Source organism: Leptospira kmetyi serovar Malaysia str. Bejo-Iso9 (assembly GCF_000243735.2).
GTDB lineage: Bacteria > Spirochaetota > Leptospiria > Leptospirales > Leptospiraceae > Leptospira > Leptospira kmetyi.
The window spans coordinates 1,761,699-1,786,857 of sequence record NZ_AHMP02000003.1; the positions used below are offsets into that span (position 1 = coordinate 1,761,699).

At 45.1% G+C, this 25,159-nt stretch carries 23 protein-coding genes and 2 tRNA genes; 10 read left to right on the forward strand and 15 right to left on the reverse strand.

Annotation, left to right across the window (positions count from 1 at the left end; all coding sequences use genetic code 11):
- Positions 1 to 4 precede the first annotated feature (4 nt).
- The 5 genes from LEP1GSC052_RS10635 to LEP1GSC052_RS10655 form a co-directional block, all read right to left on the reverse strand.
- Positions 5 to 400: a DUF6285 domain-containing protein gene (locus LEP1GSC052_RS10635; RefSeq protein WP_010575783.1), complete on the reverse strand. Its 396-nt coding sequence runs from the start codon at positions 398 to 400 to the stop codon at positions 5 to 7.
- Positions 390 to 1,430: a phosphotransferase family protein gene (locus LEP1GSC052_RS10640; protein ID WP_010575784.1), complete on the reverse strand. Its 1,041-nt coding sequence runs from the start codon at positions 1,428 to 1,430 to the stop codon at positions 390 to 392. Before LEP1GSC052_RS10640 ends, LEP1GSC052_RS10635 begins: the two co-directional genes overlap by 11 nt.
- A gap of 20 nt (positions 1,431 to 1,450) precedes the next feature.
- Positions 1,451 to 2,626: an acyl-CoA dehydrogenase family protein gene (locus LEP1GSC052_RS10645; protein ID WP_010575785.1), complete on the reverse strand. Its 1,176-nt coding sequence runs from the start codon at positions 2,624 to 2,626 to the stop codon at positions 1,451 to 1,453.
- Between the two features lie 76 nt (positions 2,627 to 2,702).
- Positions 2,703 to 3,002, reverse strand: coding sequence for an ArsR/SmtB family transcription factor (locus LEP1GSC052_RS10650; RefSeq protein WP_010575786.1), 300 nt, complete (start codon positions 3,000 to 3,002; stop codon positions 2,703 to 2,705).
- Positions 2,999 to 4,117 (reverse strand): SMP-30/gluconolactonase/LRE family protein, encoded by a 1,119-nt coding sequence (locus LEP1GSC052_RS10655; RefSeq protein ID WP_010575787.1) that lies wholly within the window; start codon positions 4,115 to 4,117, stop codon positions 2,999 to 3,001. Before LEP1GSC052_RS10655 ends, LEP1GSC052_RS10650 begins: the two co-directional genes overlap by 4 nt.
- Positions 4,118 to 4,440: 323 nt before the next feature.
- On the opposite strand from LEP1GSC052_RS10655, the gene LEP1GSC052_RS10665 reads away from it, so the two are divergent.
- The 6 genes from LEP1GSC052_RS10665 to LEP1GSC052_RS10690 all read left to right on the forward strand — a co-directional run bounded on the left by LEP1GSC052_RS10665 (position 4,441) and on the right by LEP1GSC052_RS10690 (position 10,590).
- The gene (locus tag LEP1GSC052_RS10665; protein WP_010575788.1) at positions 4,441 to 5,055 is read left to right on the forward strand and encodes a Crp/Fnr family transcriptional regulator; all 615 of its coding nucleotides are present in this window, start codon (positions 4,441 to 4,443) and stop codon (positions 5,053 to 5,055) included.
- Positions 5,052 to 6,233 (forward strand): acyltransferase family protein, encoded by a 1,182-nt coding sequence (locus LEP1GSC052_RS10670; RefSeq protein ID WP_040912957.1) that lies wholly within the window; start codon positions 5,052 to 5,054, stop codon positions 6,231 to 6,233. The genes LEP1GSC052_RS10665 and LEP1GSC052_RS10670 overlap by 4 nt, the downstream gene beginning before the upstream one ends.
- A 9-nt stretch (positions 6,234 to 6,242) precedes the next feature.
- Positions 6,243 to 7,598, forward strand: a complete 1,356-nt coding sequence (locus LEP1GSC052_RS10675; RefSeq protein ID WP_010575790.1) for a YncE family protein — start codon at positions 6,243 to 6,245, stop codon at positions 7,596 to 7,598.
- A gap of 74 nt (positions 7,599 to 7,672) precedes the next feature.
- A tRNA-Ile gene (locus LEP1GSC052_RS10680) sits at positions 7,673 to 7,746 on the forward strand.
- Between the two features lie 14 nt (positions 7,747 to 7,760).
- A tRNA-Ala gene (locus LEP1GSC052_RS10685) sits at positions 7,761 to 7,833 on the forward strand.
- Between the two features lie 462 nt (positions 7,834 to 8,295).
- The gene (locus LEP1GSC052_RS10690) at positions 8,296 to 10,590 is read left to right on the forward strand and encodes an NAD(P)-binding domain-containing protein (protein WP_010575791.1); all 2,295 of its coding nucleotides are present in this window, start codon (positions 8,296 to 8,298) and stop codon (positions 10,588 to 10,590) included.
- 11 nt (positions 10,591 to 10,601) lie between these two features.
- Here the strand turns inward: LEP1GSC052_RS10690 and LEP1GSC052_RS20710 are convergent, their stop codons facing one another.
- From LEP1GSC052_RS20710 to thiM, 7 genes are all read right to left on the reverse strand, one after another.
- Positions 10,602 to 11,423: an alpha/beta hydrolase family protein gene (locus LEP1GSC052_RS20710; RefSeq protein ID WP_020985850.1), complete on the reverse strand. Its 822-nt coding sequence runs from the start codon at positions 11,421 to 11,423 to the stop codon at positions 10,602 to 10,604.
- Positions 11,401 to 12,147 carry an enoyl-CoA hydratase/isomerase family protein gene (locus LEP1GSC052_RS10700; RefSeq protein ID WP_010575793.1) on the reverse strand — a complete coding sequence of 249 codons (747 nt, stop codon included), beginning with the start codon at positions 12,145 to 12,147 and terminating at the stop codon, positions 11,401 to 11,403. Before LEP1GSC052_RS10700 ends, LEP1GSC052_RS20710 begins: the two co-directional genes overlap by 23 nt.
- Before the next feature lie 90 nt (positions 12,148 to 12,237).
- Complete coding sequence (locus LEP1GSC052_RS10705; RefSeq protein WP_010575794.1) at positions 12,238 to 13,188, reverse strand: MBL fold metallo-hydrolase; 951 nt, start codon at positions 13,186 to 13,188, stop codon at positions 12,238 to 12,240.
- Positions 13,185 to 13,727 carry a TetR/AcrR family transcriptional regulator gene (locus LEP1GSC052_RS10710; protein ID WP_244265280.1) on the reverse strand — a complete coding sequence of 181 codons (543 nt, stop codon included), beginning with the start codon at positions 13,725 to 13,727 and terminating at the stop codon, positions 13,185 to 13,187. Before LEP1GSC052_RS10710 ends, LEP1GSC052_RS10705 begins: the two co-directional genes overlap by 4 nt.
- 126 nt (positions 13,728 to 13,853) lie before the next feature.
- The gene (locus tag LEP1GSC052_RS10715; protein ID WP_010575796.1) at positions 13,854 to 14,945 is read right to left on the reverse strand and encodes a winged helix DNA-binding domain-containing protein; all 1,092 of its coding nucleotides are present in this window, start codon (positions 14,943 to 14,945) and stop codon (positions 13,854 to 13,856) included.
- 15 nt (positions 14,946 to 14,960) lie between these two features.
- Positions 14,961 to 16,100 (reverse strand): sensor histidine kinase, encoded by a 1,140-nt coding sequence (locus tag LEP1GSC052_RS10720; protein ID WP_010575797.1) that lies wholly within the window; start codon positions 16,098 to 16,100, stop codon positions 14,961 to 14,963.
- 104 nt (positions 16,101 to 16,204) lie between these two features.
- On the reverse strand, positions 16,205 to 17,002 hold the full coding sequence (gene thiM / locus LEP1GSC052_RS10725; RefSeq protein ID WP_010575798.1) for a hydroxyethylthiazole kinase: 798 nt from the start codon (positions 17,000 to 17,002) through the stop codon (positions 16,205 to 16,207).
- Between the two features lie 142 nt (positions 17,003 to 17,144).
- Here thiM and LEP1GSC052_RS10730 point away from each other — a divergent pair, with 142 nt between their 5' ends.
- The 4 genes from LEP1GSC052_RS10730 to LEP1GSC052_RS10745 all read left to right on the forward strand — a co-directional run bounded on the left by LEP1GSC052_RS10730 (position 17,145) and on the right by LEP1GSC052_RS10745 (position 21,930).
- A complete protein-coding gene (locus LEP1GSC052_RS10730) occupies positions 17,145 to 17,537 on the forward strand; it encodes a hypothetical protein (RefSeq protein ID WP_010575799.1) in 393 nt (130 codons plus the stop codon).
- Positions 17,538 to 17,609: 72 nt separating this feature from the next.
- The gene (locus LEP1GSC052_RS10735; protein ID WP_010575800.1) at positions 17,610 to 18,857 is read left to right on the forward strand and encodes a M48 family metallopeptidase; all 1,248 of its coding nucleotides are present in this window, start codon (positions 17,610 to 17,612) and stop codon (positions 18,855 to 18,857) included.
- A gap of 147 nt (positions 18,858 to 19,004) precedes the next feature.
- Positions 19,005 to 20,366 carry a proline dehydrogenase family protein gene (locus LEP1GSC052_RS10740; RefSeq protein WP_010575801.1) on the forward strand — a complete coding sequence of 454 codons (1,362 nt, stop codon included), beginning with the start codon at positions 19,005 to 19,007 and terminating at the stop codon, positions 20,364 to 20,366.
- The gene (locus LEP1GSC052_RS10745) at positions 20,353 to 21,930 is read left to right on the forward strand and encodes an aldehyde dehydrogenase family protein (protein WP_010575802.1); all 1,578 of its coding nucleotides are present in this window, start codon (positions 20,353 to 20,355) and stop codon (positions 21,928 to 21,930) included. The genes LEP1GSC052_RS10740 and LEP1GSC052_RS10745 overlap by 14 nt, the downstream gene beginning before the upstream one ends.
- Before the next feature lie 20 nt (positions 21,931 to 21,950).
- On the opposite strand, the gene LEP1GSC052_RS10750 is transcribed toward LEP1GSC052_RS10745, so the two are convergent.
- The 3 genes from LEP1GSC052_RS10750 to LEP1GSC052_RS10760 all read right to left on the reverse strand — a co-directional run bounded on the left by LEP1GSC052_RS10750 (position 21,951) and on the right by LEP1GSC052_RS10760 (position 24,977).
- The gene (locus LEP1GSC052_RS10750) at positions 21,951 to 23,309 is read right to left on the reverse strand and encodes a PP2C family protein-serine/threonine phosphatase (protein ID WP_010575803.1); all 1,359 of its coding nucleotides are present in this window, start codon (positions 23,307 to 23,309) and stop codon (positions 21,951 to 21,953) included.
- Positions 23,310 to 23,598: 289 nt separating this feature from the next.
- Positions 23,599 to 24,411, reverse strand: coding sequence for a class I SAM-dependent methyltransferase (locus tag LEP1GSC052_RS10755; RefSeq protein WP_010575804.1), 813 nt, complete (start codon positions 24,409 to 24,411; stop codon positions 23,599 to 23,601).
- Between the two features lie 140 nt (positions 24,412 to 24,551).
- Complete coding sequence (locus LEP1GSC052_RS10760; protein WP_040913479.1) at positions 24,552 to 24,977, reverse strand: acyl-CoA thioesterase; 426 nt, start codon at positions 24,975 to 24,977, stop codon at positions 24,552 to 24,554.
- Between the last annotated feature and the right edge of the window lie 182 nt (positions 24,978 to 25,159).

Genomic DNA, 25,159 nt, shown 5'->3' on the forward strand with positions numbered 1-25,159 from the left:
GCGACTAACTTTCCGTGGTGAATCTAGGATTGGTAACTTCCACCTTTTCCCGAACGGTTTCCTTTACGTGATTCCAGGTTTCGACGTCTTCGATGGAAAGTTTTTCCTTACGGATCTTATCCCGAAGTTCCACATTCCAGCCGTGTGCGAGATTTTTCTTTTCGTTTAACGTGGACGGCAGGGAAGAATTCTTCTTCAACAATCGAACGAGACGCGTTAGTTCCTTATCCAGCAATTCCTCGCCGGAACGGATTTCCCTCGATACGACCCCGAGCATATTCCAACTTACTAATGTTTTATAGGATAAAAGATCCTTGTCCTTGAATTGGGGAAGAACTTCCTTCATTAGAAAATCCTGAATCGCTTCGAGTAAGTCCGTGGACGTCGGTTTATCCTGCATTTTCTATGATCCTCATCGCTTCGTATTCCATTTCGCACGCTCTTCTTCCGATCGCTGCGAGTTCGATTCCCTTATCCTTTCCCGAAAGATGTCTTTCCGCCTGACCGATACATCCGATCGCCCAACGGAGATTTCCCATCACTTCCCAATACGTGACCATCGCGGGATCCAGAGTTACGCCGGAAGCCTTTTCATAAGCTTCGTAAAATTCCGTACGATCCGCAAAGCCGCCCGCTTCTTTGTTGAGTTTTCCGAATCTCCAGTCGCGCATACAAAGCCAGGTAAGATCTTCGTGACGATCTCCCCAATGCGCAAACTCCCAGTCCACGATTCCCTGAAGACCGTCCGGGGTTACCATAAAGTTTCCGGTTCTAAAATCTCCGTGTATTAATACGACATCGTCCGAAGGTTTCGCTTTTTTCTCGAGCCAGTTGAGAATCATCTCCATAGCGGGATAAGCTTCCGTCATTCTGTCCAACTCCAATCGAAGAGAACGGATCGATCCGGTCGCGACGATCTTGTCGTTCGGGTCCTGACCCATCCAAAGAGTTTTGCGGAGTTTTTCATCCTTACAATCCGAAGGTTTTACGGAATGAAGTTTGGCGAGATTTTCCGCAAGATCCGTCGTAAGCGACTTACGCATTTTGTTAAGCGAAGGATCCTTAACGACGTATCTCCCCGTAGCCTTTCCGGAAATTTTCTGCATAAAATAGAACGGACTTCCGGTAACGCCTCGATCCGTCTCCAACCAAAAAGGACGGGGAGTGTTTACGCCCGCCTTATACGCAAGATCGCAAACGCCGAACTCGTCTTCCCTGCTTAAGGAAGCGAGTAAGGCCGCGCCCTTGTCCGTTCGAAACACGGTGTCATACGAACCCTTTTCGGGTCCGTCCAATACCTGGACCTGCGCGGAAAAATTTTCCTGACAAGCTCCGCCGCTCAGAGAAACCATGGAATGGATCTCCGTTTTTCCCTTCAATCTTCCGGAAAGATAACCTTCCAGAACGTTTTTTAATTCGGTGTCGTTCATAATATGCTTTAATTCTAATATTAAAAATCGCTTTTGCCGCTGACCAGATTTCTTCCGATCACCATCTTGTGAACCTCGCTCGGTCCGTCCGCAATTCTCGCGGCTCTCGCGTCCCTGTAAAAGAGTTCGAGTTTCATATCCCTTCCGTAACCGTGCGATCCGCAGATCTGAATCGCGCGATCGATCACCTTACAAAGAGTTTCCGAAACCTGCCACTTGGCCATCGAGATGATTTGTCTTGCGTCTTCTCCCGATCTCAAAGTGTGAGCCGCCTTTAAGGTAAGCATATAACCCGATTCGATTTCGAGAGCGGATTCCGCAAACATCCATTGAATTCCCTGATGATCCGCGATTCTTTGGCCGAAAACTTCCCGTTTGATCGCGTATTCTCTCGCGATTTCCATCGATCTTCTTGCGAGACCGATCCATCGCATACAGTGTGTTAGACGAGCCGGGCCCAGACGTTCCTGAGACCATTTAAAACCTTCTCCCACTCTTCCTAAAATTGCGGATTCGGGAACGCGAACGTTTTCGAATTTTAATTCGCAGTGACCGCCCGGTCCGTGCGAACCCATCACCCCGATTTCACGCACCATCGTATAACCCGGAGCGTCGGTCGGAACGAGAAACATCGTGGTTCTTCGAAAAGAATCCGCGACCTTGGACATCACGATGAGAAAACCCGCGCCGTTCGCGCCTGTGCAATACCACTTGTGCCCGTTGATGATATAATCGGTTCCGTCTTTCACCGCATTGGTCGTCAACGTTTGCGGATCGGCTCCCGCGCCCGGCGGAGGTTCGGTCATCGCGAATGCGGAACGAATCTTTCCTTCCACAAGAGGATAATAGTATTTTTTCTTTTGTTCATCGTTGGCCGCTATGTGAAGAAGATGCATATTGCCTTCGTCGGGCGCGTCGCAGTTGCAAAGATAAGGAGCGATCGGAGAACGTCCGAGTTCGGAAAAGATGATCGCGGTTCCGACCATGTCCAAACCGAGACCACCTTCGGACTTAGGAAGATGCGGAGTCCAAAGACCGAGTTCCTTGACTTTTTTTCTGAGTTCTTCGGTGATTTTTTCGGGCATTCTCCCGTGATCGTAATCGTAATGAACCTCGGCGGGAATCGCGTAAGTCTCGACAAAATCCCGAATTTTCTTTTTGATCTCTTCGACTTCCTTAGGTATCGTAAAATCCATTCTCCAACTCCTTAAAAGACAAACGTGCGATTCTATATATCGATATGTTCACACTCATCGACATATTACGAATCCTTTAGGATTCCAAAAATTTTACAACCTCTTTTAGAGTGTCCACAATCAGGCTTTTGTCCACCGAGTAATAGATTTCCTTTCCTTCTTTTCGGGACGAAACGAGGTTCAGAAGTTTCATCTTATTGAGATGATGCGAGATCGTGGTTCTCGATATGTCGAATTCTTTCGCGATATCGCCCGCCTTCACCTCCCGATGACAGGAAAGAATTTTCGCGATCTTCAGCTTTACCGGATCGGAGATCGCGGACATAAGCTGAAGCGTCGCTTCGGTTTCGAAAGGGAATTTCTTCTTCTTTTTCATTCGATCGGTTTAGAGTTTTCTAATGTTCCCGCGTTCAACGAGGAGGGATCGAACTTAAACTTTCCGATCCGATCGTTGTGAAGACTTCCCAAATACAAAAATCCGTTCTTATACTTCACGGACGTGATCGCTTTCAGATGTTTTCCGGTAGGTTCCTGAAAACTGCGGAGCGGGGTTCCATTCTCGTCCAAAAGCAAAACAAAACCGTAAGGCTGAGCCTTGGGCCAAAGAAACTTCGGAAGTTTCGCGATAAAGGACTTCAATGCGGGACGAGGATGAAGAACGTTGTCCATCAAAGAATTTCTCACCGTAAAAAGAGCGAGATAAAAGGTTCCATTTCCGTCCGCGGAAATGTTATCCGGAAAACCGGGAAGATTATCGATGAAAAAATCATTCTCCCCCGCCTTCGGTCCTTTGAGCCAATATCTTCTGATTCGATAACGATAGGTTTCGTTGACCAAAACAAAATCCTCGTTTTTGGAAAGCGCAACTCCATTAGCAAAGTATAATTCTTTTAACAATACGGTCGTCTTACCCGTGGAAGGATCGTATTTCAAAAGACGGCCTCGCGGACGAGCCTCCATCAGATCGTAAAGATATTCTTGGCTTCCGTATTTGTCCGATGCGTCCGAAAAATAAACGGTTCCGTCCTTGGCCACGTCGAGGTCGTCCGTAAATCGAAACGGAATTCCTTCGGCTTCGGTTGTGAGAACCTTCACTTCTCCCTTGGTCCCGATTTGTAAAAGTCCCTTGTCCGCGTCGGCGACGATCAAACGTCCGTCGGGAAGCAACTTACTTCCGAGCGGCCTACCCGTTGTGGCGGCGTGCGCTTTCACGTTTCCTTCGGGAGAAATATGAATCACCTTTCCATTCTCGCAGGAAGCGAAGACGTTTCCAAGATCGTCCACTTCCATATCTTCGGGGCCTTGCAATTTTCCTAATCCGATCAGTTCCGCTTCGGATAAGAATGTATTGGGCGCGTAAACTCCCTCCATCGCAGGAGGTTCCGGCGGAAGATATACAAGAGGATCGATCGGAGAAGGTTTAACGATATAAAATACGATCCCGAATAAAATAAGAATAAAAACAACGGCAAGAATCCGATTCCGGTTCATGCAACCTCCGTTTAAGTTCTAAGACCCCAAAAAATTATGGGAGACGGGGTAAGAGTCAACAGCAATTTCCATTCTTTACGGAGAATGAAGCCTCGTCCATTTCGAGAAAGCCGTTTCGAAAAAGTCGGAACTACACCCTTCTCCACTTTCGCTTTCTATAAATCGCCTAAGCGAAATCGGTCCAGGATTTTAGTTGATTCCGGTTCCGAAGCCTTCCAAGCTGGTGCAGACCTCTCTGAAAGAATTCAAATTCTAAAAAGCGACAAAGTTGATTGCGAAATTATAATTAAGGTCCGTTAAGAACTATGAAAATAACCGAATCCATGGTCCACAGGCTGGGCGTTGAGTTCAAAGAATCCGATATCATCTTCGAAGAAAATCAGGAAGCGGAAGTGATGTATCTCATCGTCCGGGGAAAAGTCGGAATTCACAAAAAAGTAAAGGAAGCCTATAAACTCCTCGTAGAATTAAAAGAGGGCGATATGTTCGGCGAAATGGCACTGATCGATAAGACGCCTCGAAGCGCGCGAGCCGTAGCAAGAACGGATGTTTCGCTTATCGCAATCAACGAAGGCGCCTTTTTCAATCTCATCCAAACGAATCCCGGATTCTCCATGAAGATCGTAAAAATTCTTTCTTCCAGACTTCGGGAAACCAATAAGACGATCGCATCGCTTTTAAAAGCCGACAAAAAGAATTTAGTGACTTCCGCCTTGATCAGTTTTTCACAAACGAACGGACAAAAAGACGGAAACAATTACCGGATTCATCTCAGTCATTTTATCAAGTGGGCGATCCTTAGGGTCGGGTTGGAACACCAAGACTTGGTGAGTTCGATCAGTCTATTAGTAAAAGATAAAATGGTGGAACAGAGAAAAGAGGATCCTTCGACCTTAATCATCCGGGAGTCGCTTTTCAAATATACGGTGGATGCTTGAGCCTTACTAAGCCGACCTTGACAAAAAACCGAAAGAGACTTTTTTACTTAGACAACCTTCGTTCATTCGCTCTCTTACTCGGACTCGTATTTCACGTGGCGATCGTTTACGCCGCTGAAATTAAATATCCTCTCCGAAACGAGGAACGATCGGAGTTCTTCGACGTGTTCGGAGAATGGGTTCATATATTCAGAATGCCCTTATTCTTTTTTCTTTCGGGTTATTTCACCGAGGCGATTTTCCGCGCCAAGGCCCTGAAGGATTTTTTGAGGATGAGAATCTTTCGGATCTTCATTCCCACCGTGATCGGGATTCTTCTTTTTGCGCCGATGCAATCCTACATTTCGATCCTTCAATCCGGGGAAAAAATGTCGTATCTCGATTTCTATTTTAGAATATTCTTAAATGGGAATATACGTCCGTCGCATCTCTGGTTTTTATACTTCCTGATTCTTTTCACCGTGTTGCATATCCTCATACGGGGAGTCACGCTTCCTTTGACCGTGCTTTTAAAAAAGGACCCTTCGCAAAAAGGATTCGCGCAGGAATGGAAAACGATCCTCGTTTTCACATCGATCAGCTTTGTCGGAACATGTCTGATCAACTTCTACTTTATGAAGGACGATTCCTGGTTCGCGATCGAACCCGTGAACTTCGTATATAACTACACGTTTTTTCTTTGCGGAAGTCTTTTGATCTCAAAGGAGAATCTTCTTTTGGAACCGCAATCGGATCGATTTTGGATCTGGGCCCCTCTCGCGTTAGTCGCCTTTGCGGCGTTTTACGAAATCAGCAGGATCGATCCGTTCTGGTCTTACTTCGGTTATACGGGAAACTGGAGAAGAATCCTTCACATTCTCGCCAAATGCGCTACGGGTTGGTTGATGATCCGTCTTTTGATCGGACTTTTTCAGAAGTTCTGCGATTTCAAAAACGATCAAACCGAATATATGAGAACGGCGAGTTTGCCGATCTACCTCGTCCATCATCCCGTTTCCCTTTTGGTCGGCTACTTCGTGGTTCACACTTCCTTGAGTCTCGCGGCGAAATTCTCTCTGCATCTCCTTTTGGTTTTCGGAATCACATTCGCAATTTATCATTTTCTAATACGTCCGTTTCACTGGGTCAATCTGATCCTCGGAAACCAAACACAACCGAAAAAGAACCCATCAACTTAGGAGTCTCCCTTGAACTCGAATCTTAAAAAGAATTTTCTCAAACCGAACGCCGCGTTTTTGATTCCGATCTTTTTGTTTTTAGTCTGTTGCGAAAGCGGGAATTCTTCCCTGATCTCCTCGCCCGCAAACCGCGAGAAAAGCGGAAGCGCGATCGTTAAGTTCAGCATTCAACCGTATAAAGGAACCGTAATCAAATCGGGAGAAGAGATTCTTCCCTTTAAAGTTTTGGAAACGGATAAGAATATCGCCTTGGTCGAAGTGGACGCTCCCGTTTATAAGGACGGCAAAGGAATCGAACTGAAATTCTCCTCTCCCGGTTTTCAAAATTCCTCCTATCGAGCAAAGTCCACGGAAGAATTGAACGAAAAGTTGATCGCTTTGGACAAAGAGGGCGTAACGCATCGTTTTGTTTCGAGACTCAAAACGGGAATGCAACCCAAAAGCGTCCGCTTTATAGACAACACAAGACTTGCGATTCCTCTTTTGGAAGACGAAGGAATGGACGTTCTCGATATAAGCACGGGCGTAACGGTTCGACTCGCTCCTCCCGAAAAATACAAAAAGAAACTCGGCTTTGTGGAAACGATCGCGATCCCGGAACACAACGAACTCTGGGTGAGTCAGATGCAGGCCAACGCGGTTCACGTCTTCGATTTAAAAACTCTCGAATATAAAGCGACTGTGGATCTTACCGGAAAATGGTCCAAGATTCTTCTCTATGATCCGATCCGGGATCTCGTTTATTGTTCGAACTGGATCAGCGAAGACATTTCCGTGATCGACAGAAAAACGAAAACCGAAGTCCGCAAAACGGATAAGATCGGTTTACCGAGAGGACTTCTTCTTTCCAAGGACGGAAAGGATTTGTATATCGCTCAATTCTCCGCAAGCAATCAGGAATCCGGAGGAGGAAGACTCGGAATCTATTCTATGGAAAAGGAAAAGCTGATCGATACGATCGGTCCTCCCGGAAACAAACGTCATATCGTTCCCGGAAACACGGAAAATAAAATCTACGTTTCCGATATGTGTTGCAGTAAAATCGAAGTCTACGATCTCAAAGAAAAGAAAGTTCAAAAGACGATTCCCGTATTCGATAAACCGAATACGATCGCGTTGTCTCCCGACGGAAAATATCTCTACGTTTCCTGCAGAGGTCCGAACAATCCCACCGAAGGTTATCTCAAAAAAGGATTGGTGCTCGGAAGAGTTTACGTGATCGACACCGCGACCGACACCGTTAAAGAATTCTGGGAGGCGGGAAACCAACCCACCGGGCTCGACGTTTCCCCCGATAACCGCTACTTGGTGATCTCGGATTTTTTGGATCATCAAATACGAGTCTATCGCAGAGAAGGTTTTTAATTTCAAACCCGAGAACGTTTTTTTAGTAAAAAACTGTTGCATTTGGGATCTTAGTTAAAAACATGTCTCTTACCGGGCCTGTAGCTCAGCTGGTTAGAGCACACGCTTGATAAGCGTGGGGTCATGTGTTCAAATCACATCAGGCCCATCCGGTAACGACAAGGGGCTTTAGCTCAGCTGGGAGAGCATCTGATTTGCATTCAGAAGGTCGTCGGTTCGATCCCGACAAGCTCCATACCGAATCCTCCCTCGATTCGGTAAAAATTTTCCCCTCCTTTTTAAACTCCGCGGACCTTCTTTCTAAGAATTTCTCTTCGGTTTAATACATTCAATTTTTTGAATATATACGAATTGATTTCACGACCGTTTTTGGTTTCGTCCCATTCTCGGTTGTCAAACCCGTTTTCGACTTCGTTTTTAATTGTTCCGACAAAGTTTAACGTGATAAAATTCGTTGACTTCCAAAAAAGGGAGTTTCTTGAAATCGTTTTTTAACCCCGATCAACGTTTTGTGCAAAATCCAAAGGATATTAGAATTTTCTAAATTTTATCGAAAGCCTTCTCTTCCCTTCCGAAAAAGGATTTGTAACTTTTTAAACCCGAAAACCGAATTGAAACCGAAGAATCGATCCTGTAGAATCAAAGGATCCGGGATCGAAAATCGAATGCGAAATCGAGACCCGAAATAGGAAAAATCATGAGCATACAAATCCCGTTCGTTTCGCGTTACTTTTCCTGGCTTCACAACAACGCCCCCGAAGGCGCCGTTGAAATTTATCCGGAAGTTTCCGAAACCTACGAAAGTTCCGTTCCGGGGATTCGAGTCATCGGAGATCTTACCGGACTTCCTCTTTTGAAATTCGCCGTGGAAAGCGGAACCAAGGTAGTAAAAGAAATCGAAAGGGAGAATGGAAAACGCAATTCCAAAGACGAAACGAAAGATTCTTCCGTTTACGACGTCTTGATCGTGGGCGCGGGCCCGGCCGGAGTCTCCGCGGGAATCGAGTGTAAAAAACTAAATTACAATTTTATTATATTAGAAGCCAATGATCCGTTTCATACGGTGAAAAGTTACCCGAAAGCAAAGCCGATCTTTGCCGAACCGGAGGATCTAAAGATCGAATCGGAAATTCCGATTCAAAACGGAACCAAAGAAAGTCTTTTAAAAGATCTGCAGAACGCTCTTGCAAAATGGAAACTTCCGATTCAAACAAAAACGAACGTGATTCGTGTGCAAAAGGAGAATTTCGGTTTTACGATCTTCACCGAAAACGGCGGAACGTTTCGAACGAAAGAATTGATTCTCGCGTTGGGAAAAAGCGGAGACGCAAGAAACCTCCAAGTTCCCGGCGAAGAATTACCGAAAGTATTTCATCGTTTGATCGACCCGAAAGATTTTGAAAACGAAAAGGTGCTCGTAGTGGGCGGCGGAGATTCCGCAGTGGAAGCGGCGATCGCGATCAGTGATTATGCGGACTCGGTTCAACTTTCTTATCGCGGAAAAGAACTCGTTCGCCCCAAGTCGGATAACAAACAAAAGTTCGAAACCTTAGTCGAATCCGGAAAAATCGAATTCTTAAACGAAACCGTTTTGGAGGAAATTTCGAACCGGGAAGCTCGTTTGAAAAAAACCGATTCCGCAAATCGGGAAAAAGGTTCGCAGGACGTTCGAAACATTCAAAACACGAGCGTTCTCGTTCAAATCGGTTCAAGCGCGCCGATCGAATTTCTAAAAAGAATCGGCCTTCGGATTCAAAATCAAAAACGAATTTGGGATTGGATCGGATTTGCGGCGATGATTCTTTTTGCGAACGTGGTTTATTTCGGAAAGGCGTCCTTTTACGGAAATTCTTTCTACGCGTGGATCGCTTCGATTTCTCTGATCGGGTTTGCGATTCTCGGAACGGGGATCTTATTTCGTTTGTTGAAAAACAGAAAAGAGATCTTTTCAAACTCCTGGAATGTATTCAAAAATTCTTATATATTGTTCGCTTCGGTTTATTTTTGTTCGGTTTACGTGGGAAGCAAATACTTGGACTTTCACGTTTTCGGAAAACAACCCGGCTTTCATTATACGCTGTTGTATTCGCTCACCATTCTCACCTTCGGTTTAAGAAGAATGAAAGCGAGACCGACTCGTTATATCCGAACTCAAACCTGGACCTTGATCTTAATCCAGATTTTTCCGTTGTTTTTATTGCCGGAAATCATTCTTCCGTTTCTCGGTCAAAACGGTTTATTAGGAAATCCGAATGGGTTTTTATTGACTCAAGTGTTTCCGTACGGCGCGTATTGGAACGCGTACGGTTTTATTCTCGCTTGGCCCTTGAACATGGGAATCTTTTACAACACGGGAATCACTTCCTTTTGGCTGATCTACGGAATTCTACAAACCTTCGTCGTAATTCCGTTTTTAGTCTATCGTTTCGGCAAAGGCGCTTATTGCGGCTGGATTTGTTCCTGCGGCGGACTTGCGGAAACTCTCGGAGACGAAACAAGAACCAAAATGCCCCACGGAAAATTCGCCAATCGTTTGGAAAACGCAGGTCAGTGGATTCTTTTGTTCGCCACGATCATCACTCTTCTAAAGCTGAGCGAAATCTTTTTATCCTCTTGGCTCCCTTTCACGCACGTCTTGGGAAGTATCGGCGACGGGGGCAAAAAGATTTACGACGTGGTCGTAGACTTGTTGTTAGCGGGTGTCGTAGGCGTAGGCGCTTATTTCTTTTTGAGCGGTCGAGTTTGGTGCAGATTCTTCTGTCCTCTTTCCGCTCTGATGCATATATATGCAAGATTTAGCAAGTTCCGAATTTTCTCCGAAAAGAAACGTTGTATCTCCTGCAATATCTGCACCAAGGTCTGTCACCAAGGTATCGATGTCATGAGCTACGCGAACAAGGGGCTTCCGATGGACAACGTTCAGTGTGTTCGTTGTTCCGCTTGTGTAGTCAACTGTCCCACGAACGTTTTATCGTTCGGCGAAACGAAGTGAGGGTTTTAAAATCACTGATTCAAAAACTCGATCACTCTTTCCCTTTGAGCAGAATTGCTAGAACCGGAATGCCCTTGATTCGGAGTGACGAATAAGGGAACCTCGGGAACGTTCGGACATTCTTTTTTGAGCGTATTGTTCAATGCGACAACCCAGTTCTTAGAAAGCTCGAGACGATTCTTACCGAACGAACCGTCTTTTGGAATCGCGGGATCGACCGTATCCAACTCGCCGACGGTGACGCTGATCGGAGTTTTGCAAAAATTCTTAAACTCCAAAGAAACGTTTTCCGGAAAGTCCTTCTTCCTTTTAATACCGCTCGGAAAATTTCTTTCGCCATCGGGAAACGTATACCAACCCGGCGCCGATATAAACGCTCTTTGAACCTGAGGACCGTACATTAGAATATAACGATGTGTGAATTGAGCTCCGCCCGAATGGCCGTAAAAATAAAGACGATCGGTATTAAGTTCGTGTTCCGATTTTACTTTTTTAAGGATCTCGCGAAGAAACAAATCCCCTCTTTGATCTCCGTTGATCACCGTGGCGTAATCGTCCCAGAGTTCTTTTTTAAAAATCGGAATGACCATCGGAACGTTCAGTTTATCGGCGATCGGTTTTCCGAAACGAAGATAATTGTCCCAATCATAAGCCTTGCTGTGAACGATCACAAGAACGCCCTTGTTCTTATCGTAATCCTTAGGATAATATTCCAGATATTCAAGACTTGGAATTGCTTGGACCGAAACGGTAAGAATCCAAATCGACAAAACGAGAACGTAACGAGCGGATTTTTTTTTCCAATCGATCTTATTGTTGAATCGTTCCGGCATAACTACGCACCCTCTCAAAAAATTTCGGATCGTCTAAAACGGCCGCAAACTCGTCGAATTCATTCTTTAAATTTTCGTATAAGTCGCCCGTGAAATAATTGTTAGCGATCCCTTTTAGGACGGATAACAGATTCAAATCCCACTGTGAAAGTTTGGAAGCGACTTGAACCGCGTGTTCCAAAACGTTTTCCTTCTCATAGATTTCGTCCACGATTCCCAAACTTAAGGCTTGTGAAGAACGGATCGGATCTCCCTTTAACGTAAGACTCAACGCCTTGGAAGGACCGACTTTTCTTGCAAGAGTTGTGATGAGAGGAGGACCTCCGAAACGAATTTCGGGACGAAACAAAATCGCCTTCTTTTCGGAAACGATATAATCGCCGCAAAGAGCGAGATCAAAGCCGCCCGCCGAAGCAAAACCCTTCAGAACCGTGACTACCGGTTTCGGAAATCCGTAGAGTGCATAATGATATTCTAATATTCTATGACGAAAGGATTCCATATCGGTTCGAACGACCTCTCCCAGATCGTAACCGCTTGAAAAATGTTTACCGGAAGAATGGAGAACGATCGCCTTTACGGAATCGTCTTTGGCGCTTGAGTTGAATACGGTCTCAAGTTCGTCCCGGATCTTAACGTTCAACGCGTTGGATTTTTCGGGACGATTGAGGGTTACGATCAGAATCGTTTCCCTTAACTCCGTAACGAGACATTCATACTTCATGCTTCGATCCTTTCCAGCTCGAATGAAAAACGCGCACGATCCTAACCTCGGGCGCGTCTTATGCAAGAAGAATTTATCGCCGAAGCGGATTCATTCGTTCCAATTCGGAAAATGAGAAAGGGATTCCTGCGCGATCGAATCATGAGAAGGAATCAAATGAATCTCCGGTTTTTTAGAAACGAGTTTATGAACGCGACTCAATTCTTTTCCGAGCTCTTCCGGATGAGCGTCCGCGATTCTCCTGGAAAGTCTCGGTTTGTGCGCGGGAATCAAAAAACCTTCCTTGGACCAGGAAATATCTCCCGTAAAGAAATATCTTTTTTCCTTCGATAGATTGACGAACAACCCGATCGAACCTCCTCCGTGTCCTTCCATCGGAACGAAAACGATACTACCGTCGCCGAATAGATCCAAACTTTTCGAATACGATTCGTAGGGAACGTCGTCGAAAGAAATATTCTCCCAAAGAATCCGATCACCGTCGAACTGCCTTTGAATGTATCCGTGTCTTGAGTCGGACTTGATCGCGGCGTCTCGTTCTTCTTTTGTGGTTATAATTTTCGCCCAAGGAAAATCCTTGATGCCGCTCGCGTGATCCCAGTGCATATGGGAAAGATAAACTTTGCCGATCTGTTTCGGATCGTAACCCGCTTTTTGTAAAACCTCAATTGCAGGAACATGATCCGTATAAGCCATCAGAATTTTTAGATGAATCGGCTTTAACGCGAATTGTTCCCGGATATCGGTTCCGAGTCCCGTATCAAACAAGAACTTTCCCTTCGGATGTTCCACAAGCAGAGCGGAATGCGCGACGATTCTTTTTTTGAGAAGATTTCCTCCCTCGAACAAAAAAGCCTCCGAGGTTCCCGCGTTTGCGGTTCGAATCAACGTAAAACGAACGCCCGGATTTCGAAAATTCGAAAGACGCGGCTCTGCAACTTCCACATCATTCTGAATCTCTAATTTAGGATATCCTAATGAATATACCAATCCGATCGATAAAACTCCCAACACACCCAATGTGATCCACGGATATTTCATAAATTCTTTTCCCCTTGTTGCACTAAAATTTTCGCGGTTTTGGAAGCGGATCGCAAAGGTTCCGGATCTTGACGGGTTCTGGAAAGAAGAATCGCGCCTTCCAAAAGACAAAGAATCGAAGTGGATAACACTGCCGCCTCTTTCTTATCCCAGCCCTTACCGATAAAAAAAGTTTCCAGTCCTTGATTCCATTCTCCAAAAATATTTCTGCAGGCTTCGTTGACCGGGTTTCCTTTGGAAACCGTTTCGGATGCCGTTGTTGCGACGGGGCAACCTTGGCTGTAATCGGTTCCAACGAGTTTGTTCTCCAATGCCTTGAAGATGGAAACGATCGCACTCGAAGCGGATCGGGAAGACGACAACAAAGAGCCCAACATCGCACCCATCGCTCTTCCCGAAGTTGTGATCGCTTCCGCCGCGAGATCTTCCTTTCCGCCCGGAAAATGAAAATAGATCGAACCCTTCGGGGAACCGGAGGATTCAACGATGTCGTTCAACCCGGTTCCGTTATAACCTTTTGTTTCCAAGGAGAATGCCATGGCGCGAACCATTTTCTCCTTCGACGTAGCTCCTTTTTCACCCATAGGCCTCAGGGACACGATATAAATAGACCGGTCAACATATTTTTTGCATCTCGATTTGAAATTTTTTGCAATCAAATCCGCTCAAAAAACGATCTTCGGGGGAAGTTCCAAAAAGGAAGAATATCTTTCAGCGGCTTCGACGATTCCGTCTTTGATCTTTCCGTTCGGTTTGACAAACGGTGAAATCTCGATCAGTATATGATCTTTTTTGAATGTTCTTTTCCAGGTTCCGATCACCTTTCCCGCGACCACGATCGTAGCGCTGAAAACTCCGTTGGCGGGAATCATTCGTTTTTGATAAGCGACATCGATCGAAGCTCCTCGATCCGTATATCCGAGTAAGAATTCGTCGAAACCGGGTAAAAGATAAACGTCGTCTTTTGTGGAATTGTCCAAAGCGGAGTCTTGCAGATTCTTCGGCATCCAATACGTTTTCTCTTCGACTACTTCGCTTTTCAACCTGGATGAAACGCCGTCCAAGGCTTTCTTCGCGTCGCTTGCGCTTAAACCCGACCACCAGATAAAGTCAAAGATCGTAGCAGGTCCTCTGCTTCGGAAGAATCGCATCGCCAATTCGTTTAAGGCTTCTTCGTCGGTTTTCGTTTCGGCTTTCGTTTTAACGAGCCATTCGTCGAACAAAACGTAAGTGAATTCCTTTTCTCTTCTTTCGCCGAAACAAAGAATCTGATCCAAACCCGCTCTCTGAAGAATAAAGGACAAACGATTTTTGGTCGCGTCGATTCCCGCTTTGGAAAACAGATCGGTCAATTCTTCCCGAGTCAGACTTTTGTTTCCCTTTAATTCTTGGATCATCAATCGATTGCATTTTTTGAATAGGGAAGAATCGAGTTCCAACTCCTGGTATCGTTTCGCGTTGTTACGAACGAGCTTCGGACCGAGCAACTCCAACATCCATCGTAAGTCTTTGGCTTCCGTGAAATGCAACGTGCCCCGCAAGGGCCAGGAACGAACGATTCTTTTTTGGGAAATCGCCTTTTCGATTTCATCGTCTCTGGAATTTGTTAAGCGAAGTCCGATCGACCACTTCGATCCGAAATAATCCTGACCTTGTATCGCTCCGAGCCATGCGACCACCTCGGCGGGATTTTTATTTTCGATCTTGGAAATCCGATGAGAGAATAATCTGAGTGCGGCGATCTCCGAAAGTTTCAAATCGATTCTCCCTTTTTAATTAAGAAGACTGGCAAACGTATCCTGATCGGAAAATTCCAAGATCGCCTTGGATCCGGTTCCGTTCGATTCGAAACGAAAGGTCCCCTTCAACTGTTGAACCATCACGGAAATCAAAGTGAACCCCGCCGTTTTCGGTTGCGACCAAGTGGAATTTTTCGCGATCCCCGGGCCCGTATCCGCAACGGTCAACGTATAACGATTTTCGGAGAATTTCAACTCAACAAGTATTATGGATTCCTTATGTTTTGGGGAAGAATGCCGGAGTGCGTTGTTCAAAAGTTCGCAGACGATCATTGCAAATGGAACCGAAATTTCTATACTCAACGGAGCGCCGTTCTCGCTTACGTTCAATTCTATCTTATGCGAAGAGGATTGAAACGAAATCAAACGGATAATCTCCTCCAAAACGGCGTTTAAATCCACCTCGTAGTTCGTTTCCGTTTTGTAGATCGCGTCGTGAATTCTCGACAACATAAGAATTCTTTCGTTGAATTTTTCGATCTGTTGGAGATCGGATTCTCCCTTGGAAGATTGATGCAGATTCGCAAAACCGCTCAGGATCTGAAGATTATTCTTAACCCTGTGATGGATTTCACGGATAAAAATTTCCTTTTCGCGCGCGTGGCTCGTCAAAACCCGAACCGTGATGATCGCGATCGTACAAAAAAGAATCAGCTTTAAAATCGTGTCCACGATAAACGCGGACGACACTTCTCCCTGCGTATACGCTTGATACAATCGGATCGACATTAGAGTTCCCGAATATACGGAAACTGCGACGGTTTGACGGATCTCCGCGAAGTGAAGAAACATGATGATGATCGTGGCCATCGAAAAGAAGATGTTCCCGTTCTTCATTCCGAACTGAAGACCGATCGTCCAAGCGATCAGGGTCAGATATAGAATGGCTTTGATCGCGTAGTTCAGGCGGCCTAACAGCAATAAGGCGATCGAAACGAGGGAAGAAATTCCGAAAACCAAAAATCCGAATCGAATTCCTTGTCGAATGTACATCAAACAAGCGACGAGCGATACGAAAAAGATGATCAGATCCATCACGTAAAGATGACGGGCCTTGTTGCGGGTGAGATAATCCCTTCTTCCGTAAATTCGATCGAGTCTTTCGAAAAACATTTTCAAATTTCGTTCGATTCGAGTCGAATGATCGAATCAAGGACGGGAACATATTCGAAATCCTCTTTGAAATTACAAATGTTTTTCGTTCAATTGGAAATTACTTATTGTTGTTCTGAAAGTCGAGTCAGTCGATCCAGAAAATTCACGGCAAAACTTCCGGTACCGTTAGATTCCTTTGCGGCTTGGGAACCTGCAATCGCGAATACGGCGGAAGCGGACACGGATGCGCGTAACGGATCCTTTTGTACGCCTAAAAAGGAAGCGATCAGCGCACCCAAGGAGCAACCGACTCCGGTAACCTTGGTCATGATCGGATCTCCGCCCGGAACTGAAATAATTTGTTTCCCGTCCGTTACATAATCGACTTCCCCGCTTACGGCGACGATCGCGCCCGTTTTTTCGGAAAGCTCCTTTGCGTAAGGAATGGCTTGTAAAGAACTCGCCGTGGAATCCACTCCTTTCCCACCGCCCACGGTTCCGGCTAACGCAAGTATTTCGGAAGCGTTTCCTCGAATAACAGCGGGTTTGAATTCCAAAAGTTCTCGAACGATATCCGTTCTGAAACGAAGCGCACCCGCGGCGACCGGATCGATCACCCAAGGCGTTCCCGCTTTCCGAGCCGAAGCCGCCGCGATCTTCATCGCCTTTGCGTCGACGGAAGTTACCGTGCCGACGTTGATCAACAAAGCGCTAGCGATCTTCGCAAAGTCTTCCACCTCTTCTTCCGCGATCACCATCGCGGGCGAAGCCCCGATCGCGAGTAAAACGTTCGCGGTCCAATTGGTTACGACGATGTTCGTGATCACATGTGTTAACGGAGAATGTTTTCGTAGTTCGGAAAGATCCTCTACGATTTCTTTTGCGGGCCAGATTCTTTCTTGAATTTGAGTGTTCGACATGATCTTTCACTTCGTATTAACGGAAGAACCCGTTCTTGTAAAGAATTTTCAGTATGAATTCCGGAAACCCGATCCGCGGGAAACAGGTCCAACGCGTATCGATTCGAAACGAGAAACCGTCGAATCGACTTAGGAGCATCGAATGAAATCGATCTTAAAAACTTTTATCTTGGGAATTTGTTTCCTTCCTCTTTTGACCGCGACCTACGCACAACCCTCGGGCGGTCCTCCGAACGACGCGTGCAGAACCGAAAGAGAAACCTATTGTAGGGATTTTCGTCCCGGACCGGAAGGTCATCGTTGTTTGAAGGAGAATGAATCGAAACTTTCCGCGGCTTGCAAAACACAACTCGCAGAAAGAGAAGCAAGACATCACGCGATGAAACAGGCTTGTGCGAGCGACGAGGAAAAATTCTGTAAGGATGCCACAAGGGAGAATGGAGGTCCGATGCGTTGTTTGAAATCTCACGAAGCCGAGTTATCCGCAAAATGTAAGGAAGCTCTTCCTCCTCCGCCGCCCGGGGATCGAAGATAAGATTCGAAATAGGCTTGACCGGACCGGCTCGGACGAAACAAAATCGCTCAGTCAAAATTCTTCGGATTAAAAATGAAACTCAAAACCGTTCTGTTTATCTTTTACGTATTCCAAATCCTGTTCACGTTGACGATGAAATTTCTTTCGTATCAAGGGGACGATTCTCCGCAATTACATGAGCAAATTCTAAAGTATTTTACGGAAGACGACGTCGTCAAAGGAATCGAATACGCAAGGAGCGGTTTTTTCGCTTCGGTTCTTTCCGATCTGATCGATTTCGTGGTCGCCGGTCTTTTCGTATTCTCCCCTCTCGCGGTTCGTCTGGAGGAATGGATCGAAAGAAAAACGAAAAATCAATTTTATCTTACGGTTTTGTTTTTCTTTTTCGTCTTTAGCGCGATTCAATTTTTCGTTTCCATTCCGTTTCAATACTACTTCGGTTTCGTTCTGGAACACAAATTCGGATTCTCCAAGATGACGTTTTTGGATTGGGTGATTTATACCGCCAAGGGACTCGGCATCGGAATCGTCGGCGGTAGCGTCGCGGTTTTAGGCGTCGCGTTTCTTTTGAAAAAATTTGAAAGGGCTTGGAAAGTTCTGGTTCCGGTCGCGACTCTGATCTTGGGTCTTTTGATTTCGATCCTGTTTCCGATCGTGATCACTCCTTTGTTCTACGAATACAAACCGATCGAAGAAGGAAGTCTGAAACAAAAGATCATCTCTCTCTGTGATCGCGCTCAGATCCAAGTCGAAAACGTATACGTCATCAACGAAAGCAAATACTCGGGTCATACGAACGCGTATTTTACGGGTTGGGGACAAAACAGAAAGATATTTCTTTACGATACTCTCATACAAAATCATACCGAAGAGGAAATCATAAGCGTACTCGGTCACGAGATCGGACATTGGACTCACAATCATCAGATCAAGGACATTGCGATCAGCACGATCGAAACCCTGTTGTTGTGTTTTCTTCTTGGTTATTTATTTCAAAAATTCAAAAAGGAAGGATCGATTTCGTTACGCGAATTGTATTCTCCCTCTACATTGCCCTTTTTGTTTTTACTGTTGTCCCTGTTCGGATCTTTGACAAGACCCGTTTGGAGTTCTTTAAGCCGTTACCAGGAAACCGAAGCCGATCTGGAAGCTTTGATTCTTACCGGAGATAAAAAGTCGTTTATCTCCACGGAAATCAAAATGGCAAAGGACAATCAAGGAAGACTCAATCCTCATCCGAGCGAGATTTTTTACTATCATTCGCATCCGACCACTCTGCAAAGAATTCAATTTGCGGAACGTTGGAAAGAATCGAAATAAGTTGTCACCGAGAATTTACATAGGCCGGAGATTTTATAGTTTTCATTTTAATTCTTTTTTGGGATCATAAAATTATAGAATTTACGGCCTGAGATAAATTTCAAACAGCCGCATTCCATTTTTCTGATATTTCGGAGGAATCACAAGATGATTACAATTGCGTCCGAAAGTGCGGAATCGGAGACGACCCGGATCGGACTCAACATCTTTCGTGAAAACGAAAAACGATCCTCGAAATATTTCTCCAAACATTTTTGGATCAAACATCTACTTCGCTTATCATTTCGTTTTCCGAAACTCAAGATAGAATTATTCCGTTTCGTCGACGTATTGCCATCGTTGCGTTCCGCAAAGGATATCACGGATCATTTAAATTTATATCTGCTCGAAAGTAAAACCGAGATTCCGTTTTGGTTAAGACCGTTTTTGAAAATCGGATTCGCCCTATTCCCCTTTTCGTATCTTGCGGGAAATCTCGTCCGCTTTCTGATCTTAAACACGTCCAAAAATTTTATCGCGGGTAGAAATTTCAAAGAGGCAAAACCCAGACTTCAAGCCATCCGCAAAAAAGGAAGAGTGTTTACGCTCGACATTTTGGGAGAAGCGGCCCTTTCCGAAAAGGAAGCGCTTCACTATCAGAAACAATATCTGGACGCGTTGAACAATTTGGATTCGTTTTCCGATTCGGAAAAAACGAGCTACGGTTTTTGTCCGATCGTAAACGTTTCCGTGAAATGTTCGAGTTTATATTCTCAGATTTCGTCTTTGGCAAAAGAGGATTCGGTTTTTGCGTTGAAGGAAAGATTGAGACCGATCCTGAGACTCGCGCGGGAAAAGAACTTCTTCATCAATCTGGACGCGGAACAATACGATTATAAGGAAATTCTAATGTCTTTGGCGGAAGAGATTTTTCTCGAAGACGAATTCAAGGATTATCCTCATTTCGGGATCGTAATCCAGGCTTATCTCAAGGAATCCAAGAATGATTTAAAAAGAATCATAGAATATTCGAAAAATCGAAAGGTTCCGATCACGGTCCGATTGGTCAAAGGCGCCTATTGGGAATACGAGGTGATCAAAGCGAAAGAAAAAGGATGGGAAATCCCCGTTTTCGAAAAAAAACGGGAAACCGATTCCAATTACGAGGAATGTTCCCGGCTTCTGATCGATTCTTTTCCGCATATCCTTTCCGCATTCGCATCTCATAATATTCGAAGTCTTGCATCCGTTTTGGCGCACGCGGAACAAAAAGGTCTGGCCCAAAGGGATTTCGAAATCCAGATGTTGTACGGGATGGGAGATTCCTACAAAGTTGTTCTGACCGAACTGGGTTATAGAATCCGCGAATACACTCCGTTAGGCGAAATCCTTCCCGGAATGGCGTATTTGGTGCGGAGACTTTTGGAAAACACGTCGAATCAGGGATTTTTACAAAACTTTTTAACGGGAAGAATGGGTTACGAAAATCTTTTAAAGAACCCGAAGGAACTCACGAATGACCTCATTTAAAAACGAACCCGTCCGGGATTTTGCGAAAGAAATCAACCGAGAATGGATTTCCAAATCCGTTCAAAATCTGAGGAACAAACTTCCTATATCCGTCCCTTCCGTAGTTTCCGGAAAAGAATTCAAAAGTTCTAATATGGAAATTCATAAGAATCCTTCCGATCTTTCCGAAACGGTCACACGATTTTCGTTAAGCGACGAAAAGATTCTCGCGAAAGCGATTTCCGATTCCAAGGAACATTTGTCTCGTTGGAGTAAAACTTCGGCCCGGGAAAGAATTTCCATTCTTCTCAAAACCGCGGATTTGATTGGCGAAAATAGAAACGAACTCTGCTCTTTGATGCTTTTGGAAACGGGTAAGAATATTCCCGAAGCCGAAGCCGATCTCGTGGAAGCCGTGGACTTTTGCAGATACTACGCGACCGAATACGAGAGAATTTTCAAAGGACAAAGAGTGGATCTTCCCGGTGAGGAAAATCTGTATTCGTATAAACCGAAGGGAATCGTGGGAGTGATTTCTCCTTGGAATTTTCCGGCGGCCATTCTTACCGGAATGTGCGCGGCTCCTTTGGTCTGCGGAAACGCGGTTCTTTTAAAACCCGCGGAACAATCCTCGGCGATCGCGTTTTTTATTCATCGTCTTTTTATCAAGGCGGGAGTTCCTCCGGAAGTGTTTCACTTTTTACCGGGCAAGGGAGAAGAGATCGGAGCCGCGATCGTAAAACATCCCGACGTTTCCATAATCAACTTCACGGGTTCGAAAGAGGTGGGTCTTTCCATTATCAAGGAATGCGGAAACGTTTCTCCGAGTTCGAGAACCATCAAACGCGCGTTATGTGAAATGGGAGGAAAAAACGCGATCATCGTGGACGGGGACGCGGATCTGGATATGGCCGTAGAAGGAGCGGTTCATTCCGCGTTCGGATTTCAAGGTCAGAAATGTAGCGCGCTTTCAAGATTGATTGTATTAGATTCTTGCTATGAAACCTTTAAGTCCAGATTTTTGGACGCCGTATCCTCGTTAAAGATCGATTCTCCCGAAATTCTTTCCGCAAAGATCGGACCGGTGATCAGCGAAGAATCCAAAAACCGTTTGGAAAAAATTCTCGAAGAAAACAAAAGCCGCATTCTTTTTCAAAAGGAAATTCCGAGTTCCCTCAAAGACAAAGGAAATTACGTTCCGCCCACCGTGTTTGAAGAAACCGATTGGAACGGGGATCTTGCCAAGAAGGAATTCTTCGGCCCGTTAGTCGCTCTTTTTAAGGTGAAATCGTTTTCGGAAGCGATCGAAAAAGCGAACGATTCCGATTACGCTTTAACGGCGGGGCTTTATTCCAGAAATCCTAAACATATCGAAGAGGCAAAAGACAAAATCGAAGCGGGAAATTTCTACATCAACCGAGCGATCACCGGAGCGATCGTGGAAAGACAACCCTTCGGAGGTTTTAAACTTTCGGGCGTGGGAGCCAAGGCGGGCGGTCCGGATTATCTCAAAAGTTTTTTGGAACCCGTCACGATCACGGAAAATACGATGCGAAGAGGTTTTTCCGCGGATCTAATCCAATAAAAATCGAATGTAGTTTTCTTTTATGGAGATTCTTTCGGGAGATAATCGACGCAAAGGATCGCTATATCGTCTTCCGGACTTCTTCCGCTCATAAACTCCTCGAGATCGAACATCAAAAGTTCCAAAAAAACGTCTCCGGTTTTGCCGGCGTTGTCGGATATAAATTCGGAAAAGCGATATTCTCCGTAACTTCTTCCCATCTTGTTCTTCGCTTCGACGACTCCGTCCGTAAAAAGCATTAGTTTATCATTTTTTTCTAATGTATCTTTCGAGGAGGAATAATTCCAATTCGATTCCACGCCGAGAATGAACGTGTTTTTGGAAATCAATTCGCGGACCTTCGGTTCTTTTCCGCTCAAAATCAAAGCGGGTTGATGCCCCGCGCTCGAATACGTAAGATTCCCTTCCCCGTCGAGAATACAATAAAAAGCGGTCACGAACAGATCCTGTTTTTCCAACATTTCGCAAACGGATCGGTTGACAAGACCCAAGAGTTCGGCCGGATCTTCCGCGTCTTGACAATGATTTCTAAACGCGACCTTTGTCATCATCGTAACCAAAGCGGAAGCGACCCCGTGACCGGAAACGTCCGCGATGAAGAATCCGGTTTTACCGTTTCCCAAGTCGATGATATCGTAAAAGTCCCCGCCGATTTTTTCCAAGGAAAAATATTTCGCACAAATAAGTAGATCGTTCCGCCGAACGCGCGTTAGGTCGGGAAGCGCGTTTTGTTGTAATCTTCTCGCCAAAGTAAGATCCATGGCTTGGATTCGATGAATTCTATGGAGATTTCTTTTGTGTTTTTTGGTTTCCACCAGATGTCTCGTGAGCTGGTTCCCCATCTTCTTTACGCTTTCGGAAGCCCTCAAAAGCCAAAGATGCATAAAAAAGAACACGACGAAAAGCACTCCGATGGATTTTAAGTTTTCCAAAAAATACGAAGGATGAAAGACGATCATCAACCCGAAAAACACGAAGTAATACGTTACGAACCAAAGAGTCAGATAGATTCCTCTTGCAAGTCCCAAAACCGGAAGTTGTATGCTGATGACGAAGATAAACATCACCGGAAAATACGAAGGAGCTAAAAACGTAAAGTATCCGTAAAACGCGGGAAGCGGAAGCGACAACAACAAGGATCGATTGGCCCACAAAAGCGCGGACCATCTTCCCGTGATCATTCTAAAATTGCTGTAGAGGGTGACCGCAAGCGTGTATAAAAAATTGAGAATCACCCAGATCGGTTCCGGAGTGACCGCGTCCCGGATCCAATATCTCAGAACGACCCAAAACGCAAGGACGCCGAACGCTCCCTGCATCAGGGAAACGGTGATTTCGCTTTTGAGCGTCTTCGTAAGTTGTGTCAGGAATTTCGACATAACGTTTTATATTTTTAATACGAAATGAACATAGGACGCAATACTATTTAGGACTGCAATCCCGGAAGGAATCGAACAAAAACGCCGAAATTTCGGACTGATACTTGAGTCGTTTTCGGTTCCGATCGTTTGGAAGGAAAGAAAGGAAGAATAAAATCTAAGAAGTTCGAAAGAAAACCGAAAGATTGAGTAGCGGTTCCATTCTCAATCTAAGCGGTTTTTGAAAAGGCTAAAATCGAATTTGAAAATTAAGATATTTGAATACAAAAAAAATCAAAAGGCGATTCTTTTATCCCTTACGAGCCGTCGCGATATAAGCTTCGGAAGAAAGCGAAATCGGAAGTTTTTTCAAATTCTCTTTTAGATGCTCGAACATGATCTTTTCCTTTTCGTTCCAAAGAGAAGGTTCCATCTTATTCTTCATCAATTGAAGCGGCGCGCCGCCTTCGATCATGGAATCCAAAAACGTTCTTACGTCCTTGATCTCCATCGAGTTCGCATAAGGAAGAATTTCGATTTCCTGAAAACCAGCGGACTTCAAGTGATCGCGAAAGTAATCCGGATTTTCAAAACTTGCGATATTCATTTGCGGAACGGGAATATCCGGATTGGCCGTACGAAGCGCGCCGAACAAACATTGCATCAAAGGAGATTTGGAAATCGGAGCCCAACTGGAAACCGCAACTTTTCCGCCGGGTTTTAAGACTCTGAAAATTTCCTTTAAACCTTTGAGTTTGTCCGGAAAGAACATCAAACCGAACATGGAGAAAGCCGCGTCGAAACGATTCTCTTCAAACTCCAATCTTTGTCCGTCCATCACAAGAGGAAAAACGTTTTCCACGCCGTCGCGTTGGATTCCGTTTTTCAACTGAGCGATCATCAAATCGGAAAAGTCGATCGCGTGGACTTCTTTTACTTTTTTGGAAAGAGGAATCGAAAGAGTTCCCGGTCCCGCGGCCACGTCTAAAACGATCGCGTCCGGTTGTAAGCGAAGCAACTCCATCGCTTTTAAAGAATAAGCCTCTAAGAATTGTTTGGTGGATCTTGTATATCCTTCTGCAACTAAGGACCAGGGTTCTACGGAAGAAAGGGGGTTGGACATGATTCGAATCCTAAGAATTCAGTCAAAATATGCGAGCAAAATCCGAGACTCCGGTCTTATAAGTCGAGATTCCGGAGCCAACGTCGATTTTTGCGCTATGAAATACATATTCAAAATTCTGCAAGTTCTTGCGGAGTCGTTTATGCGGTCTCCCGAAAACCCAAACCGTTGTATAAATCTTCCGGATATTTCCAGGGTCTTTTTTTGGCGAAGTCGAATAGAATGCAGGAAGATACGGAATCGCAAGCGACCTTCCCGTCGGACTTCCGCACGAGTTTCTGAAAGATTTTTACCCGAGAACCGTCTAATTCCGCGAAGGTGGTGACGACTTGTATCGATTCGGGATAACGGATTTCCGCCTTGTAATCGGTTTCCGAACGGAGAATCATCGGACCGACATTCTCTTCCCGAAGTTTTGTATAACTGTAACCGGCTTCTTCCAAGGCGACCATTCTCCCCTCGTGAAGAAAAACCTGAAAGTTCCCTACGTTTAGATGTCCGTTTGGATCGCATTGACTCCAAAGAACCGGGATCTCATAACTAAATTCCTTTGATTGAAGCGCCATTCTTTGCCTCTTGATCTTTGTTTCTTCCCAAAGATTTGAAGTCCCAACAGAAGGTCGATCCAATTCAATCGTTTGATATAAAATTATAATTTGTCGGAAAAACAAAGGATTCGAGGTAGACGTTCCGACTTTTTCGGATATATTTTTGGGAATTCTCCCCTTTTCCCCCAATTTCCGGAAAT

Coding starts and splice junctions, on each gene's coding strand:
- LEP1GSC052_RS10635 (WP_010575783.1), bottom strand. CDS start 400: ATGCAGGATAAACCGACGTCCACGGACTTACTCGAAGCGATTCAGGAT.
- LEP1GSC052_RS10640 (WP_010575784.1), bottom strand. CDS start 1,430: ATGAACGACACCGAATTAAAAAACGTTCTGGAAGGTTATCTTTCCGGA.
- LEP1GSC052_RS10645 (WP_010575785.1), bottom strand. CDS start 2,626: ATGGATTTTACGATACCTAAGGAAGTCGAAGAGATCAAAAAGAAAATT.
- LEP1GSC052_RS10650 (WP_010575786.1), bottom strand. CDS start 3,002: ATGAAAAAGAAGAAGAAATTCCCTTTCGAAACCGAAGCGACGCTTCAG.
- LEP1GSC052_RS10655 (WP_010575787.1), bottom strand. CDS start 4,117: ATGAACCGGAATCGGATTCTTGCCGTTGTTTTTATTCTTATTTTATTC.
- LEP1GSC052_RS10665 (WP_010575788.1), top strand. CDS start 4,441: ATGGTCCACAGGCTGGGCGTTGAGTTCAAAGAATCCGATATCATCTTC.
- LEP1GSC052_RS10690 (WP_010575791.1), top strand. CDS start 8,296: ATGAGCATACAAATCCCGTTCGTTTCGCGTTACTTTTCCTGGCTTCAC.
- LEP1GSC052_RS20710 (WP_020985850.1), bottom strand. CDS start 11,423: ATGCCGGAACGATTCAACAATAAGATCGATTGGAAAAAAAAATCCGCT.
- LEP1GSC052_RS10700 (WP_010575793.1), bottom strand. CDS start 12,147: ATGAAGTATGAATGTCTCGTTACGGAGTTAAGGGAAACGATTCTGATC.
- LEP1GSC052_RS10705 (WP_010575794.1), bottom strand. CDS start 13,188: ATGAAATATCCGTGGATCACATTGGGTGTGTTGGGAGTTTTATCGATC.
- LEP1GSC052_RS10710 (WP_244265280.1), bottom strand. CDS start 13,727: ATGGCATTCTCCTTGGAAACAAAAGGTTATAACGGAACCGGGTTGAAC.
- LEP1GSC052_RS10720 (WP_010575797.1), bottom strand. CDS start 16,100: ATGTTTTTCGAAAGACTCGATCGAATTTACGGAAGAAGGGATTATCTC.
- thiM (WP_010575798.1), bottom strand. CDS start 17,002: ATGTCGAACACTCAAATTCAAGAAAGAATCTGGCCCGCAAAAGAAATC.
- LEP1GSC052_RS10730 (WP_010575799.1), top strand. CDS start 17,145: ATGAAATCGATCTTAAAAACTTTTATCTTGGGAATTTGTTTCCTTCCT.
- LEP1GSC052_RS10735 (WP_010575800.1), top strand. CDS start 17,610: ATGAAACTCAAAACCGTTCTGTTTATCTTTTACGTATTCCAAATCCTG.
- LEP1GSC052_RS10740 (WP_010575801.1), top strand. CDS start 19,005: ATGATTACAATTGCGTCCGAAAGTGCGGAATCGGAGACGACCCGGATC.
- LEP1GSC052_RS10745 (WP_010575802.1), top strand. CDS start 20,353: ATGACCTCATTTAAAAACGAACCCGTCCGGGATTTTGCGAAAGAAATC.
- LEP1GSC052_RS10750 (WP_010575803.1), bottom strand. CDS start 23,309: ATGTCGAAATTCCTGACACAACTTACGAAGACGCTCAAAAGCGAAATC.
- LEP1GSC052_RS10755 (WP_010575804.1), bottom strand. CDS start 24,411: ATGTCCAACCCCCTTTCTTCCGTAGAACCCTGGTCCTTAGTTGCAGAA.
- LEP1GSC052_RS10760 (WP_040913479.1), bottom strand. CDS start 24,977: ATGGCGCTTCAATCAAAGGAATTTAGTTATGAGATCCCGGTTCTTTGG.